General features: G+C 70.7%; 14 protein-coding genes. 10 read left to right on the forward strand and 4 right to left on the reverse strand.

The window, feature by feature from the left end; genetic code table 11:
* Nucleotides 1-106 precede the first annotated feature (106 nt).
* Nucleotides 107-655, forward strand: coding sequence for a DinB family protein (locus QBL25_RS23075; RefSeq protein WP_409058911.1), 549 nt, complete (start codon nucleotides 107-109; stop codon nucleotides 653-655).
* A 71-nt stretch (nucleotides 656-726) separates the two neighbouring features.
* Here QBL25_RS23075 and QBL25_RS23080 read toward each other — a convergent pair whose 3' ends face one another.
* Nucleotides 727-1,323 carry a bleomycin resistance protein gene (locus QBL25_RS23080; RefSeq protein ID WP_409058912.1) on the reverse strand — a complete coding sequence of 199 codons (597 nt, stop codon included), beginning with the start codon at nucleotides 1,321-1,323 and terminating at the stop codon, nucleotides 727-729.
* Nucleotides 1,324-1,366: 43 nt separating this feature from the next.
* Here QBL25_RS23080 and QBL25_RS23085 point away from each other — a divergent pair, with 43 nt between their 5' ends.
* The 3 genes from QBL25_RS23085 to QBL25_RS23095 all read left to right on the forward strand — a co-directional run bounded on the left by QBL25_RS23085 (nucleotide 1,367) and on the right by QBL25_RS23095 (nucleotide 3,927).
* Nucleotides 1,367-2,008, forward strand: coding sequence for a PadR family transcriptional regulator (locus QBL25_RS23085; RefSeq protein WP_409058913.1), 642 nt, complete (start codon nucleotides 1,367-1,369; stop codon nucleotides 2,006-2,008).
* Nucleotides 2,009-2,104: 96 nt separating this feature from the next.
* Nucleotides 2,105-3,100, forward strand: a complete 996-nt coding sequence (locus QBL25_RS23090; RefSeq protein ID WP_409058914.1) for an ATP-binding cassette domain-containing protein — start codon at nucleotides 2,105-2,107, stop codon at nucleotides 3,098-3,100.
* Nucleotides 3,097-3,927 (forward strand): ABC transporter permease, encoded by an 831-nt coding sequence (locus tag QBL25_RS23095; RefSeq protein ID WP_409058915.1) that lies wholly within the window; start codon nucleotides 3,097-3,099, stop codon nucleotides 3,925-3,927. Before QBL25_RS23090 ends, QBL25_RS23095 begins: the two co-directional genes overlap by 4 nt.
* An 18-nt stretch (nucleotides 3,928-3,945) precedes the next feature.
* Here the strand turns inward: QBL25_RS23095 and QBL25_RS23100 are convergent, their stop codons facing one another.
* Nucleotides 3,946-5,376, reverse strand: coding sequence for a glutamate decarboxylase (locus QBL25_RS23100; RefSeq protein ID WP_409058916.1), 1,431 nt, complete (start codon nucleotides 5,374-5,376; stop codon nucleotides 3,946-3,948).
* Nucleotides 5,377-5,508: 132 nt separating this feature from the next.
* Between QBL25_RS23100 and QBL25_RS23105 the strand changes: the two genes are divergently transcribed.
* Nucleotides 5,509-6,294 (forward strand): MerR family transcriptional regulator, encoded by a 786-nt coding sequence (locus QBL25_RS23105; protein WP_409058917.1) that lies wholly within the window; start codon nucleotides 5,509-5,511, stop codon nucleotides 6,292-6,294.
* Between the two features lie 182 nt (nucleotides 6,295-6,476).
* Nucleotides 6,477-7,169, forward strand: coding sequence for a DedA family protein (locus tag QBL25_RS23110; protein WP_409058918.1), 693 nt, complete (start codon nucleotides 6,477-6,479; stop codon nucleotides 7,167-7,169).
* 58 nt (nucleotides 7,170-7,227) lie between these two features.
* Here QBL25_RS23110 and QBL25_RS23115 read toward each other — a convergent pair whose 3' ends face one another.
* Together QBL25_RS23115 and QBL25_RS23120 are read right to left on the reverse strand one after the other, a co-directional pair.
* Nucleotides 7,228-8,910 (reverse strand): threonine/serine exporter ThrE family protein, encoded by a 1,683-nt coding sequence (locus QBL25_RS23115; RefSeq protein WP_409058919.1) that lies wholly within the window; start codon nucleotides 8,908-8,910, stop codon nucleotides 7,228-7,230.
* A gap of 130 nt (nucleotides 8,911-9,040) precedes the next feature.
* A complete protein-coding gene (locus tag QBL25_RS23120; protein ID WP_135330561.1) occupies nucleotides 9,041-9,529 on the reverse strand; it encodes an inorganic diphosphatase in 489 nt (162 codons plus the stop codon).
* A gap of 85 nt (nucleotides 9,530-9,614) precedes the next feature.
* Here QBL25_RS23120 and dacB point away from each other — a divergent pair, with 85 nt between their 5' ends.
* The 4 genes from dacB (at nucleotide 9,615) to hpt (ending at nucleotide 14,400) form a co-directional block, all read left to right on the forward strand.
* On the forward strand, nucleotides 9,615-11,189 hold the full coding sequence (gene dacB, locus QBL25_RS23125; protein ID WP_409058920.1) for a D-alanyl-D-alanine carboxypeptidase/D-alanyl-D-alanine-endopeptidase: 1,575 nt from the start codon (nucleotides 9,615-9,617) through the stop codon (nucleotides 11,187-11,189).
* A 134-nt stretch (nucleotides 11,190-11,323) separates the two neighbouring features.
* The gene (locus QBL25_RS23130) at nucleotides 11,324-12,442 is read left to right on the forward strand and encodes a zinc-dependent metalloprotease (RefSeq protein ID WP_409058921.1); all 1,119 of its coding nucleotides are present in this window, start codon (nucleotides 11,324-11,326) and stop codon (nucleotides 12,440-12,442) included.
* 236 nt (nucleotides 12,443-12,678) lie between these two features.
* Entirely contained in the window at nucleotides 12,679-13,788 is a 1,110-nt protein-coding gene (gene tilS, locus QBL25_RS23135; protein WP_409058922.1) for a tRNA lysidine(34) synthetase TilS, read from the forward strand.
* 51 nt (nucleotides 13,789-13,839) lie between these two features.
* Nucleotides 13,840-14,400, forward strand: coding sequence for a hypoxanthine phosphoribosyltransferase (gene hpt / locus QBL25_RS23140; protein ID WP_135330538.1), 561 nt, complete (start codon nucleotides 13,840-13,842; stop codon nucleotides 14,398-14,400).
* Nucleotides 14,401-14,499 lie beyond the last annotated feature (99 nt).

Below are 14,499 nucleotides of genomic sequence, written 5' to 3' on the forward strand. Positions count from 1 at the left end.
CTCGCCTTCTCCCCGACCCTTGCGGACAGAACCTGACCGCAAGGGTCCGTAACGTTCGTGGTGTCGGAAAGCCCGGCAGGCTCCACAGGCGCGAGAGGCGGACCCCATGGTCACCCACGTCAACGCAGAGGCCCCCGGCGACGAGCGCGGCGCGCTGCTCGCCTTCCTCGACGCCGAGCGCGGCGGCATCCGGCGGGCCCTGATCGGCCTGACCGACGAGCAGGCCGCCACCCGCCCGAGCGCCAGCGAGCTCTCGCTCTCCGGACTGCTCAAGCACGTCGCCGAGGTCGAGGAGAGCTGGATCGCGCGGGCGCGGGGTGTCGCCCCGGCGGTCGAGCGGACCGAGGCGAACTGGGACGAGTGCTTCCGCCTGGTCGACGGCGAGACGGTCGCGTCCGCGCTCGCGTACTGGCGCCAGGTCGCCGACCGCACCGAGGAGTTCATCCGCTCCCTGCCGACCCTCGACGAGACCTTCGCGCTCCCCGATCAGCCGTGGTTCCCGAAGGAGGACGTCTCGATGCGCTGGGTGCTGCTCCGCCTGATCACCGAGATGTCCCGGCACTCGGGCCACGCCGACATCATCCGCGAGACGCTCGACGGCAAGACGGCGTTCGAGCTGGTGGCCCTGGAGAGGGGCGAGACCTGGGAGGGCTAGGACGGCGGCGGTCGCGGCAAGGACCGTCGCAGTACTGATCCCCCCAAAGGCCCAGCTCCTGCCCGCGCGCCCTACTCGACGCCCAGCTGCTCCGCCATCTCCGCCCGCAGCGCGTGCAGCTCCTCCAACTGGGCGGGGGTGGGGGTGCCGTCGGCGGCGAGGGCGCGGTCGATGATGCGCAGGGCGGCCGCGTGGTCCTGCTTGGACTCGCCGAGGAGGGTGGCCTGGTGCAGGGCGCGCGCGTACCGCTCCCTCGGGACGGGCGCGTGCTCGAAGGAGGTGGCGATGGGCTGGCCCACGCGGACGCAGTTGCCCGCCGGGTCCGTCATCAGGAACTGCCGTACCCCGTAGGTCATGTCCTTCACGGTCCCGATGCGGGGCAGGCCGCGGGTCGGTATCCGGCCCAGGGTCTGCTTGAGGCCGGCGCGGAAGGCTTCGTTGAGGGCGTCCACGCGGTCGGTCACCACGTAGCAGGTGCTGTGGGAGGTGAGCGGGTCGTAGCCCTTGAGCCGGTAGAACTGAAGCTCCATGTCGTCGCCGTGCCGGATCACGGCGTACGCGTTGGGGGCCTTCTGGTAGAAGGTCACCTCGAAGCCGATGGCTTTGTAGAAGTCGAGGGTCTCGTCGAGCTCGTGGCAGGGGAACAAGGGGATCATTGTCTCGGCCATGACCGCTACTCTAATCAAAGTTGATTAGAAGGAGGTGGCTTTGATGTCGGCGATCCGACTCCTTGTCCTCGGCGCCGTCCGGCAGCACGGACGGGCCCACGGCTATCAGGTCCGCAACGACCTGGAGTACTGGGGCGCCCATGAGTGGTCCAACGCCAAGCCCGGCTCGATCTACCACGCGCTGAAGCAGATGGCCAAGCAAGGCCTGCTGGTCGCGCACGAGATCGCCCCGTCGACGGCGGGCGGCCCGCCCCGCACGGAGTACGAGATCACGGAGGCGGGCACCGAGGAGTTCCTGACCCTGCTCCGGTCCAACCTGGTCTCGTACGACCAGCGGCCGGACATGCTCTCGGCGGCCCTCGGCTTCATCGTCGACCTGCCGCGCGGCGAGGCGGTGGACCTGCTGCGGCAGCGGGTGCGGGGCATCGAGGAGTGGCGCAGGTCCGTCACGGAGTACTACACCCCCGAGGAGGGGCCGGAGCAGCTCGGGCACATCGGCGAGATCATGAACCTCTGGGTCCACACGGCCGACGGGGGAGTCGAGTGGACGCGCGGGCTGATCAAGCGGATCGAGGACGGGGCGTACACCTTCGCGGGTGAGGGTGAGCCGTTCGTCGCCGTCCTCGGCGAGGGCGAGGAGAACCCGTACGCGACCGGGGAGCGGCACGCGGAGGACGATCACTGATCAAGTTTGACTAATCCTGGATTCGGGGATACCTTCCTTCGCGTTGAGCTTGTAGTCAAGTTTGACTACGGGAATCGGGTGCTGGGGAGGAGACGGATGGCGGACGCGATCGTCGTCGAGGGAGCACGGAAGCGGTACGGGGAGAAGTGGGCGCTCGACGGCCTGGACCTGAGGGTCGGGCGCGGCACGGTGCACGGCGTGCTCGGTCCGAACGGGGCCGGCAAGACCACGGCGGTGCGGATGCTCGCCACGCTGCTGCGGGCGGACGAGGGGCGGGCGGAGGTCGCCGGGTACGACGTGCACGAGCAGCCCGACGAGGTGCGCAGGCGCATCGGCCTGCTCGGTCAGCACGCCGCGCTGGACGAGGAGTTGAGCGGCCTCCAGAACCTGGACATGTTCGGGCGGCTCCACCACCTGGGCGCACGGCACGCGCGCGTGCGGGCCGGTGAACTCCTGGAGCGGTTCGGGCTCGGGGACACCGGCCGCAAGGCGGTCAAGCAGTACAGCGGCGGCATGCGGCGCCGCCTGGACCTCGCGGCCTCCCTCGTCACGGAGCCCGACGTGCTCTTTCTGGACGAGCCGACGACCGGGCTCGACCCCCGGGGGCGCACCGAGGTCTGGGAAGCGGTGCGCTCGCTGGTGGACGGCGGGACCACGGTGCTGCTCACCACGCAGTACCTCGAAGAGGCGGACCAGCTCGCCCATCGCATCTCGGTGATCGACCGGGGCCGGGTCATCGCGGACGGCACGGCGGACGAACTGAAGTCGAAGACCGGCGGCGACCGCATCGACGTGGTGGTGCGCGACGCGGCCCAACTGGAGCGCGCGGCCCGGCTGCTGCCCGGGGAAGCCACGCTGGACGCCGACCGCCGCCTCGCCAGCGCGCCGGTGGCCGACCGCATGGAGGCGCTCACCGGCGTCGTACAGGCCCTGCGGGAGGCCGGTGTGGAGGCCGAGGACATCGCGGTGCGCAGGCCCACCCTGGACGAGGCGTTCCTGCGCCTGACGGGCCCCGCGGGCGAGCGGGAGCGCTCGGCGGGGGCCGATGACGGTACGGCCGACGGCCGGGGACGTACGAAGGAGACCGTGTGAGCGCGACGACGACGGCCGGCCGTGTGCCGGTGGCGAGCGGTACGCCCCTGCGATGGGCGGCGATCGACTCCTGGACCATGACCCGGCGCGAGCTCGCGCACTGGGCGCGCCAGCCCGTGCAGGTGCTCGTGGGACTGGTCTTCCCGGTCATGCTGCTGCTGATGTTCAACTACCTGATCGGCGGCGGGAAGGGCATCGCGGGCGACTACGCCGAGTTCCTGGTGCCCGGCATGTTCGCGCTGACCATGGCCTTCGGTCTGGACGCCACGATGGTCGCGGTCACCCAGGACCTCAACAAGGGCGTGATCGACCGCTTCCGGTCCATGCCGATGACCAACGGCGCGGTCCTGGTGGGCCGTTCGGTCGCGGACATGCTCCAGTCGTTCGCCTCGCTGCTCGTCATGATCGGCGTCGGGCTCGCGATCGGCTGGCGCTGGCACGGCTCGTTCGGGGCGGCGCTCGGCGCGGTGGGCCTGCTGCTCCTGCTGCGGTTCGCGATGCTGTGGATCGGCATCCACCTGGCGATGGTCGCGGGCAGGCCGGAGCTGGTCGTGGCCGTGCAGGTCCTCGTCTGGCCGGTCGGCTTCCTCTCCAACGCCTTCACGGTCCCGCAGAACATGCCGGGCTGGCTCGGCGCGACGGTCGAGTGGAACCCGATGTCGGCGACGGCCACGGCGGTCCGCGATCTGTTCGGCAACGACCCCGGGGTGGTGGGCACGTCCTGGGCGGCCGAGCACGCGGGTCTGCTGGCCGTGGCCTGGCCCGTGCTCCTGGTGGGCGTCTTCATGCCGCTGGCCGTACGGAGGTTCGGGGCGCTCAGCAAGTAGCGGTGTGCGGCCCCGGACCTAGTGGTGGAACCCGGTGGCCGCGTCCTTGTCGCGGGTCAACGGATGCGGCTGCCGGCGCAGTTCGGGCACCAGACCGCTCAGATCCGTCAGGAAGAGCTCCGCGAGGTCGGCCGTGAAGCCGTTGCGGCAGACCACGCGGAGGACCGCCAGATCCTCGCGGTGGGCCGGGAAGGTGTACGCGGGCACCAGCCAGCCGCGCTCGCGCAGCCGCCGGGACACGTCGAAGACGTCGTACGCCGTCACCTCGTCCCGCGTGGTGAAGGCGAACACCGGCAGCTGGTCCCCGCGCGTGATCAGCCGGAAGTCGCCGAGCGCCTCGACGCGTTCCGCGAGCCCCGTGGCCACGGTCCTTGCCGCCTGCTGGACGGCGCGGTAGCCCTCGCGGCCCAGGCGCAGGAACGTGTAGTACTGCGCGGCGACCTGCGCACCCGGCCGGGAGAAGTTCAGCGCGAACGTCGGCATGTCGCCGCCCAGGTAGTTCACCCGGAAGACCAGCTCCTCCGGCAGCGCGTCCGCGTCCCGCCACAGCGCCCAGCCGACGCCCGGATAGACCAGGCCGTACTTGTGCCCCGAGGTGTTGATCGAGGCCACCCTCGGCAACCGGAAGTCCCACTCCAGATCCTCGTCGAGGAAGGGCGCCACCATCGCGCCGGACGCCCCGTCCACGTGCACCGGGATGTCCAGGCCGGTGCGCTCCTGGAGGTCGTCAAGGGCCGCGCAGAGCTCGGCCACCGGCTCGTACGACCCGTCGAAGGTGGAGCCGAGGACGGCCACGACGCCGATGGTGTTCTCGTCGCAGAGCTCGGCGGCGGCCACCGGGTCCAGGTGGTAGCGGTCGCCCTCCATCGGGACCTGGCGCGCCTCGACCTCCCAGAAGGTGCAGAACTTCTCCCAGCAGACCTGGACGTTGACGCCCATCACGAGGTTCGGGCGCGCGGCGGGCGAGGGATAGCGGTCGCGGTTGCGCTTGTCCTTGGCCCAGCGGCGCTTGAACGCCATCCCCGCGAGCATGCACGCCTCGCTCGAACCGGTCGTCGAGCAGCCGACGGCACCTGCCGGGTCCGGCGCGTGCCACAGGTCGGCGAGCATGGCCACACAGCGCCGCTCCAGCTCGGCGGTGTGCGGGTACTCGTCCTTGTCGATCATGTTCTTGTCGCGGCACTCCGCCATGAGGACGCCGGCCTGCGGCTCCATCCACGTCGTGACGAAGGTCGCGAGGTTGAGGCGGGAGTTGCCGTCCAGCATCAGCTCGTCGTGCACCAGCTGGTACGCCGTCGCCGGCGGCAGGGGCCCGTCCGGGAGGCGGTGCTTGGGCGGGGCCTCGGTCATGCCGCTGACCGGGTTGGCCTCTCCGAAGAGGAAGGGGTTCACGGCGAGGGTGCGCCCCTCGGATGCGCCGTTCGGGTCCTCGCTGCGGTGGAGCGGCATGGGCGGTCTCCTCTGGACTGAGGTCTTCTGTCCCTGCTGGCGAGGATATGGGCGCCCGCGCGGGTCTGCACTTGCACCTCACGCGGCGTGAGGATCCAGGCTGGAACACGTACCGAGAGAGAGGCGAAAGCCATGGGCCACCCGAGTCGTCCGCGTGACGCGGGCCATTCCGTGGGGCAGGTCGCCGGTTTCGCCGGGGTGACGGTGCGCACGCTGCACCACTACGACGAGATCGGGCTGCTGGTGCCCGGCGAGCGCAGCCACGCCGGTCACCGGCGCTACGGCGACGCGGACCTGGACCGGTTGCAGCAGATCCTGTTCTACCGGGAGCTGGGCTTCCCCCTGGACGAGGTGGCGGCCCTCCTGGACGACCCGGACACCGACCCGCAGGCGCATCTGCGGCGGCAGCACGAACTGCTGACCGCCAGGATCGCCAGGCTCCAGGAGATGGCGGACGCCGTACAGACAGCCATGGAGGCGAAGAAGATGGGCATCAACCTCACGCCCGAGGAGAAGTTCGAGGTCTTCGGGGACCACGACCCCGACCAGTACGCGCAGGAGGTCGAGCGCCGCTGGGGCGGCACCGACGCCTACAAGGAGGCGCAGCGGAAGGCCGCCTCGTACACCAAGGAGGACTGGCGGCGGATCAACGACGAGCTCGACGCGGTCCACGGGCGCATGAGCGACCTGCTCGCCCGGGGCCTGCCGGCGGACTCCCCGGAGGCGATGGACGTCGCGGAGGAGCACCGCCTCTTCATCACGCGCTTCCACTACGCCTGCTCGCACGAACTGCACACCTGCCTCGGCGAGATGTACGTGGCGGACGAGCGGTTCACGGCGACCTACGAAGCCATCAGGCCCGGACTCGCCCTCTACATGCGGGACGCGATCACGGCGAACGGGGCACGGAACGGCTGAGCGCCCAGACGTCGCGTCGGGTCGCGCGCAGGCGTCCCGCGCGCCCGAACGCGGTGGTGAGGGTCCGTATTCCCGCCTGGAACCAAGGGCCGGCGTCCGGCGTTGATAGTTTTGGGCTGCACACGCGCCTGCAACTCCGTCGCTCGTACGATCTGGCGCACCGACCCAGGAGCCCTCACCCCGTGAATACTCTCGCGCTCGGCCCCCAGTGGCTGGACCCCGACTACCTCCTCAACACGTTCGGGGTCTGGGGACTGCTCGCCATCGTCTTCGCCGAGTCCGGCCTCCTCATCGGCTTCTTCCTGCCGGGTGACTCGCTGCTGTTCACGACGGGTCTGCTGATCACGACGAAGCAGCTGGACTTCCCGCTCTGGCTCTGCGTCATCCTCATCTGCGTCGCCGCGATCCTCGGCGACCAGGCGGGCTACCTCTTCGGCAAGAAGGTCGGCCCCGCGCTCTTCAACCGCCCGGACTCCAAGCTGTTCAAGCAGGAGAACGTGGTCAAGGCGCACGAGTTCTTCGAGAAGTACGGCCCGAAGTCCCTGGTCCTGGCCCGCTTCGTGCCCATCGTGCGGACGTTCACGCCGATCATCGCGGGCGTCAGCGGCATGCGGTACCGCTCGTTCATCACGTTCAACATCATCGGCGGCATCCTCTGGGGTGCCGGCGTGACGATGCTCGGCGCGTGGCTCGGCAAGGTCGAGTTCGTGCACAAGAACATCGAGGCGATCCTCATCCTGATCGTCCTGATCTCGGTGGTGCCGATCGTGATCGAGTTCCTGCGGGCCCGCAGCAAGAACAAGAAGGCCGCCGCGGCCGAGGGCGCGGGCCCGGGGGCGGCCCCGGCGTCCCGCGGCCGGCACGCCAAGCGCTGAGCCTGCCGCCGGGCCCGGGGGCATCTCCGTACACCCCCGGGCGAATCCCCGGAAGCCGCTAGAAGCCGCGCGTCCGCTTGGCCGCGCGGCGGTTCGCCGCCGTGGTGGCGCCCGGGATCTTGAGGATCAGCCGCGAGACCTCGCTGCCCAGGTTCACGCCGATCGCGATGGCCAGGGCGGTCGCCGCCGCCTTGGTGAGCGAGTTGATGCCCGTGTTCATGTCGTTCTGGGCCAGGGCCAGCAGTCCGAAGTACGTCGCGCTACCGGGCAGCAGCGGACCGATGGCCGCCGTCACGTACGGCAGCGAGGACGCGAAGCGGTAGCGCGAGAAGAGCTGGCCGAACAGGCCCACGAGGCCGGCCGCGACGGCCGTCGCCGCCACCGGCGACAGGGCGATCGAGGTCTGGGCGAGCGCCCCGTACATGACCCAGGCGATACCGCCGTTCAGGGTCACGATGAGCACGGTGTGACGTTCCTGCTGGAGCAGTATCGCGAAGGCGAGGCTCAGCGCCATCGACGCCAGGATCTGGATCACCGGGCGCGAGTCGGTCGCCACGAACGCCGTCTCCGGTTGCAGGCTCGTCGCGTCGAGCATCACGCCGAGCGACAGCACGAGCAGCACACCGCAGACGATGCCCACGACGAGATAGCAGACCTCAAGGAGGCGTGCGGCCGCCGTGATGTAGTAGCCGGTCAGGCCGTCCTGGACACCGGCCACCAGGGCCCGCCCCGGGATCAGCGCGAAGAGCCCACCGGTGATCACCGCGGAGGCGTTGACCTCCTGCGAGTGCACGAGGCTCAGCGTCACGCCCATCGCGGCGGGCGGCATCGCGGCGCCCACGAACTGGTAGAACTCCGGCAGCCCGCGCCCCGCGCACAGCCAGGCGAGCCGGTCGCCGAGCATCGCGCCGACCGCCGCGACCAGGAAGACCAGGGCGCCACCGCCGACGAGCACGGAGGCCGAGCCCGCGAGGAGCCCGCTCGCCGCCGTGAGCGCCCAGCCGGGGTAGGGGTGACGGTTACGCCGGATGGCCGCCAGACGGCGGTAGGCCTCCTCCAGGGAGACGTCGGTGTCCGTGTCGCTGATGTCGTCCACCAGCTGGAAGACCGCCGCGAGACGGGTGTAGTCGGTGCCCCGGCGGCGCACCGTACGGGAGGCCGTGACGGGGTCGTCCACCAGCGAGGGCTGGTAGGAGATCGACAGCAGCGTGAACGTGACGGTCGGCTCGCAGCGGTCGAGGCCGTAGCTGCGGCAGACGGCGAACATCGCCGCCTCCACGTCCTCGGCGCCCTCGCCGCCCGCGAGCAGCAGCTCGCCGATACGCAGCGTCAGGTCCAGCACGCGCGGCACGGCGGGGCCGGCCTCGTCCTCGTGCCTCTGCGTGGGCTCCGGGGTGGGCCGCTCGGCGACCGGCATGCGCAGCATCGTGCGCATCTGGTCCTGCCAGGGCGTCTCCTTGGTGAGCTTCACCAGAGGTATGCCCTGCGGCGGCGTGAAGGCCGGCGGGGCGTTGCGCGAGCTGTAGGTGTGCGGCGTGGTGAACGCCGACTTCTCCGTCTCCTGCGTCGTGGACGCGGGAGTCGCCAGACCGGCCAGACCGGTCGGGATCGCGAATTCCGAAGTCGTCTGCGACTCGTCCTCGGGTGCCGGTGGCTGCTGCATCACGCCGACGGGCTGAGTGAACGCACTCCGAGCCTCGTCCGACTGTGGCTTGCGGTCTTCGGCCTCCTGGTCAGCCACTTTCACTGCCTCGCTCCCACATACGAACCTTGTGCACCTCCAGTACGAACAGTATGCGCACAGATACGCGAACGGGCCGCGTGGTCTCGGTGAAGATCACGGGGCCCGTTCGGAGGCGGTGCAACTGCAATCAGTGACCCTGGGCCTCTGCGCGCTTGTAGGACTTCTCGATCTCGGCCTCGGCGTCCGCGCGGCCGACCCAGTCGGCGCCCTCGACGGACTTGCCGGGCTCCAGGTCCTTGTAGACCTCGAAGAAGTGCTGGATCTCCAGGCGGTCGAACTCGGAGACGTGGTGGATGTCGCGCAGGTGCTCGACGCGCGGGTCCGACGCCGGGACGCAGAGCAGCTTGTCGTCGCCGCCCGCCTCGTCGGTCATCCGGAACATGCCGATCGCGCGGCACTTGATGAGGCAGCCCGGGAAGGTCGGCTCGTCCAGGATGACGAGGGCGTCCAGCGGGTCACCGTCCTCGCCGAGGGTGTTCTCGACGAAGCCGTAGTCCGCGGGGTAGCTGGTCGACGTGAAGAGGCGACGGTCCAAGCGGATCCGGCCGGTCTCGTGGTCCACCTCGTACTTGTTCCGCGAACCCTTCGGAATCTCGATGGTGACGTCGAACTCCACGGGTGGCTCCTCCATGATCAGCACATACTTCGGGTGGTTAAGTGTCCCTCACGCAGATGTGTGATCGCGAAAGGGGCTGGTCGTCGTGCCTGAGCTCAAGCCTTGGCAGCAGACCCGGCGGCACGTCGGGAAACTGCTGCGGCGGCTTCCCAAGCCTTCGGCTCCCACGCTCCCCGCCGCTCTCAGAACTCCGGCGAAGCTCAAGACCTGGCAGGTCACGGCGGGTGCCGCCACCGTCGGAATCGCGGTCGCGGCCGGTGCGGTGGCCGCGGCCGGCCCCTGGGACTCCTCGGGTCAGCGTACGGCCGAGCGGGACTGGGCGGCCTCCCAGGACGCCGGGGGTGGCACAGATCACGGCGGGCGTACGTCCGGACGGGCCCCCTCGGCGGCTCCGAGTGCTCCTTCCGTGCTCCGGGGGCTCGGCGTGCCGGCCGCTTCCGCGCACGGCGGCTCCGCGCCCGCCGTGGACGGCAAGGCGCTCGCCGGGGTCCTCGACCCTCTCCTGAAGGCGAAGGCGCTGGGGCCCGAGCGCTCGGCGGTCGTCATCGACGCGGTCACCGGGCGGCAGGTCTACGGCAAGGGCGGCGACGACGGCCTCACGCCCGCGTCCACCACCAAGATCGCCACGGCGGTGGCGGCGCTGACCGCGGCGGGGGCGGACCACCGCATCACCACCAAGGCGGTCGTCGAACCGGACTCCAAGGAGGTCGTCCTGGTCGGCGGCGGCGACCCCACGCTCACCGCCCGCAAGGACGGCCCCTACGCGGACAGCTCCGCGAGCCTGCGCGAACTGGCCGAGGACACCGCGCGCGCCCTGAAGGACCGAGGGGCCGACAAGGTGACCCTGACGTACGACACCTCGCTCTACACGGGGGAGCAGCAGCACCCCATCGGGCCGAACGAGAACCTCACCCTGGTCAGCGCCCTGATGGCCGACGAGGGCCGTCTGGACGACTCCTCCAGCGGGCCCGCGCCGCGGTCGGGCGATCCGGCGGGTGACGCGGCGAAGAAGTTCGCGGAGCTCCTGGAGAAGGAGGGCATCAAGACCGGCACCAAGGACAAGGAGGACCCCGGTCCCTCCAAGGCGAGCGACCGGGCCGAGCCCCTCGCCAAGGTCGAGTCCCCGCCGCTCTCGGCGCTCGTCGAGCGGATGCTGACCCACAGCGACAACGACATCGCCGAGGCGCTGGCCCGCCAGACGGCGCTCGCGGCGAAGGAGCCGGTGAGCTTCGACGGTGCGGGGAAGGCGATCGACGCCCAGCTCAAGAAGGCGAAGCTGCCGCTGGCCGGGACCGAGTTCGCCGACGGCAGCGGCCTGGACCGGGCCGACCGCAGCTCCGCCGAGCTGCTCGCGGCGCTCCTGGCCCGCGCCGCCGACCCCGCCCACCCCGAGCTGCGCTCCGTGGTGACGGGGCTCCCGGTGGCGGGCTTCACGGGCACCTTGGTCGACCGCTACCCCAAGGATTCCCCCGGCACGGGCGTCGTCCGCGCCAAGACCGGCACCCTGACCGGCGTGAACACCCTCGCGGGCACGGTCGTCGACGCCGAGGGCCGCCTCCTGGTCTTCGCCTTCATGACCACGGGCACGACGGACCCCAAGGCGGCACAGGCGGCCCTGGACCAGATGGCCTCAACCGTGGCCAAGTGCGGCTGCCGCTGAGGGCGGGAGCTGCTCAGCCCTCGTACCCCCGGCCGGTGGGGCGGGTGGTTTTTGGGGGCCCCTACGGGCCGGAGTGGGGCAAAGTCGGGGTTCAACCCTCTCCGTGGGAGGGGCCGAGCACGTACCGTTGACGCATGACGAGCATCGGTGGTGCGGAGATGGTCGACTGGAATCTCGCGGTGGCGACCGCGACCCGGCTCGTTCGGCCGGGTCCAGAAGTGAGCAGGGACGAGGCACGGGCCATCGTCGCCGAGCTCCGGAAGCATGCGAAGTCCTCGGAGGAACATGTCCGTTCCTTCACGGGGATGGGCACGGAGGACACCCACGACACCCCGGTGCTCGTCGTCGACCGGGCCGGATGGATCCGGGCGAACGTCGCCGGGTTCCGGGAGATCCTCAAGCCCCTCCTGGACAAGATGCAGGACCGGCGCAGCGGCACCGGCGGAGCCGTGCTCGGCGCGGTCGGCGGCAAGGTGACCGGCGTGGAGCTGGGCATGCTGCTCTCCTTCCTCGCCTCCCGCGTCCTCGGGCAGTACGAGACCTTCGCCCCCGCCACCCGCGACCTCCCGGCGGGCGAGCACGGCGGCGGCAGGCTCCTCCTGGTGGCGCCGAACATCGTGCACGTCGAGCGCGAACTCGACGTGGACCCCCACGACTTCAGGCTCTGGGTGTGCCTGCACGAGGAGACGCACCGCACCCAGTTCTCGGCGGTGCCCTGGCTGCGGGACCACCTCGAAGGTGAGATCCAGTCATTCCTCTCGGAGACCGAGGTCGACCCGATGACCGTCCTCGAACGGATCAGGGAAGCGGCCCAGTCCCTCGCGGGCGGCCGCCCCGAGGGCGAGGAGGACGACGGCGGCCGCTCCATCGTGGAGCTCGTCCAGACCCCGGCCCAGCGCGAGATCCTCGGCCGGCTCACGGCGGTCATGTCGCTCCTGGAGGGCCACGCGGACTTCGTGATGGACGGCGTGGGCCCGGACGTGGTGCCGTCCGTCAACGAAATCCGAGAGAAGTTCCAGCAGCGCAGGGCCCGCGGCGCGAGCCGCCTCGACCAGGCGCTGCGCAAGCTCCTCGGCCTCGACGCGAAATTGCGCCAATACCGCGACGGCGAGCGTTTCGTGCGCGCGGTCGTCGGCGAGGTCGGAATGGACGGCTTCAACCGGGTGTGGACTTCGCCGAACACGCTGCCCACCAAGTCGGAGATCGCCAAACCGGCGGACTGGGTCGCGCGGGTGCACCGTAAGGGAGAGTGAGGCCGGCAGGGGAGCGAGTTGCGGCCGATGGCAGGAGAACGCCCCCGCAATCACCCGTCCGAGGGACCGTGAGCCATGGGTAGGCGTGCAATGCTCGGGGAACGGCTCGGCTCTGTCACCATCGACACACTCTGAGTGACTAACCTCGTGGGATCTGCCTCAGGCCCGATCTCCCGAGAGCGGTCCTGAGTGACAGGTCCGAGGCTCACCCCCGAACTTCATGAAGGGAACCGGACATGGGTCCCCATCCTGCGGTCGCGGCGATACGCCTGGCGGTCCGCCGCGTACTCCACGACGTACTGACCGACGTACAGCGCACCGACACCCAGCGCGCCGATCAGCGGCGCCCCGAGGCACAGCGCACCCCCGAGCACGTCCCCGCACGCCCCGCCCACCCCCACCCTCCACGCGAGCAGGCCCCGGCGCCACTCGTGCTGGTCGCGTGCTCCGGCGGCGCCGACTCCATGGCGCTCGCCTCCGCTCTCGCCTTCGAGGCCCCGAAGCTCGGCATCCGCGCCGGCGGCGTCACCGTCGACCACGGGCTCCAGGACGGATCCGACCTGCGCGCCGCCGAGGTCGTCTCGCGGCTCACCGCCCTCGGCCTCGACCCCATCGAGTCCGTCGCCGTCGACGTCGGCAGGGACGGCGGCCCCGAAGCCGCGGCCCGCGACGCGAGATACGGCGCGCTCGACGCCGCCGCCGAGCGCCACGGCGCCGCCGCGATCCTGCTCGGCCACACCCGCGACGACCAGGCGGAGACCGTCCTGCTCGGTCTCGCCCGCGGCTCCGGCATCCGCTCCCTGTCCGGGATGGCGGCCGTGTCCGGCGGCCCGGGGGCCGACCGCCGCTACCGCCGCCCCTTCCTGCACATCGACCGGCAGACCGCCCGCAAGGCCTGCATGGTCCAGTCGCTGCCCGTCTGGGACGACCCGCACAACACCGACCCCGCGTACACCCGCTCCCGGCTGCGGCACGAGGGCCTGCCCGCCCTGGAGAAGGCGCTCGGCAAGGGCGTCGTGGAAGCACTCGCCCGTACGGCCCAGCTGTCCCGGGACGACGCCGACGCCCTGGACCACTGGGCCGCACAGGCCGAAGCGTCCGTACGGGACGCCGCGGGCCTCCTGGAATGCGCCAAGCTCTACGCCCTGCCGCCCGCCGTCCGCCGCCGCATCGTGCGCCGTGCCGCCATCGAGGCGGGCGCCCCCGCCGGTGCCCTGTTCGCCCGGCACATCGAAGAGGTGGACCGGCTGATCACGGGCTGGCGCGGCCAGGGAGCCATCAATCTCCCGGGCAAAGTCGTCGCCCAGCGCCAGGGTGGCAGACTGGTGATCCGGCAAGGCTGTTGACCGAGGGGCCCGCGGGCCTCGCACAGCCGGTGTGACGGACGACCGAAAGTGATGCGGGTGGACGCGAAAGACATGGGCACCGACCTTCAGTCGGTGCTCATCACCAAGGAAGAGATCGACGCGAAGCTGGCCGAGCTGGCCGCGAAGATCGACGCGGAGTACGCGGGCAAGGACCTGCTGATCGTCGGTGTGCTCAAGGGCGCGGTGATGGTCATGGCGGACCTGGCGCGTGCGCTGTCCACCCCGCTCACCATGGACTGGATGGCCGTGTCGTCGTACGGCGCGGGCACCCAGTCCTCCGGTGTCGTGCGGATCCTCAAGGACCTGGACACCGACATCAAGGGCAAGCACGTCCTGATCGTCGAGGACATCATCGACTCCGGTCTGACGCTGTCCTGGCTGCTCTCCAACCTCGGCTCGCGCGAGCCCGCGTCGCTGAAGGTGTGCACGCTGCTGCGCAAGCCCGAGGCGGCCAAGGTCGCGATCGACGTGGAGTGGGTCGGCTTCGACATCCCGAACGAGTTCGTCATCGGGTACGGCCTGGACTACGCGGAGAAGTACCGCAATCTGCCGTTCGTCGGCACCCTCGCCCCGCACGTCTACGGCGGCTGATCACCGGCCTCCCGGCCAACTCCACGGAGGCGGCCGGGAACCCTCACCCGTTTCCCCGCGTTGAAGCATGCGAAGACGGGTTTGTCAGCCGTCCCGTGC

Source organism: Streptomyces sp. SYP-A7185, assembly GCF_046103685.1.
Lineage (GTDB): Bacteria > Actinomycetota > Actinomycetes > Streptomycetales > Streptomycetaceae > Streptomyces.

Coding starts and splice junctions, on each gene's coding strand:
- QBL25_RS23085 (WP_409058913.1), top strand. CDS start 1,367: ATGTCGGCGATCCGACTCCTTGTCCTCGGCGCCGTCCGGCAGCACGGA.
- QBL25_RS23075 (WP_409058911.1), top strand. CDS start 107: ATGGTCACCCACGTCAACGCAGAGGCCCCCGGCGACGAGCGCGGCGCG.
- hpt (WP_135330538.1), top strand. CDS start 13,840: ATGCGGGTGGACGCGAAAGACATGGGCACCGACCTTCAGTCGGTGCTC.
- QBL25_RS23090 (WP_409058914.1), top strand. CDS start 2,105: ATGGCGGACGCGATCGTCGTCGAGGGAGCACGGAAGCGGTACGGGGAG.
- QBL25_RS23130 (WP_409058921.1), top strand. CDS start 11,324: ATGACGAGCATCGGTGGTGCGGAGATGGTCGACTGGAATCTCGCGGTG.
- tilS (WP_409058922.1), top strand. CDS start 12,679: ATGGGTCCCCATCCTGCGGTCGCGGCGATACGCCTGGCGGTCCGCCGC.
- QBL25_RS23080 (WP_409058912.1), bottom strand. CDS start 1,323: ATGGCCGAGACAATGATCCCCTTGTTCCCCTGCCACGAGCTCGACGAG.
- QBL25_RS23100 (WP_409058916.1), bottom strand. CDS start 5,376: ATGCCGCTCCACCGCAGCGAGGACCCGAACGGCGCATCCGAGGGGCGC.
- QBL25_RS23105 (WP_409058917.1), top strand. CDS start 5,509: ATGGGCCACCCGAGTCGTCCGCGTGACGCGGGCCATTCCGTGGGGCAG.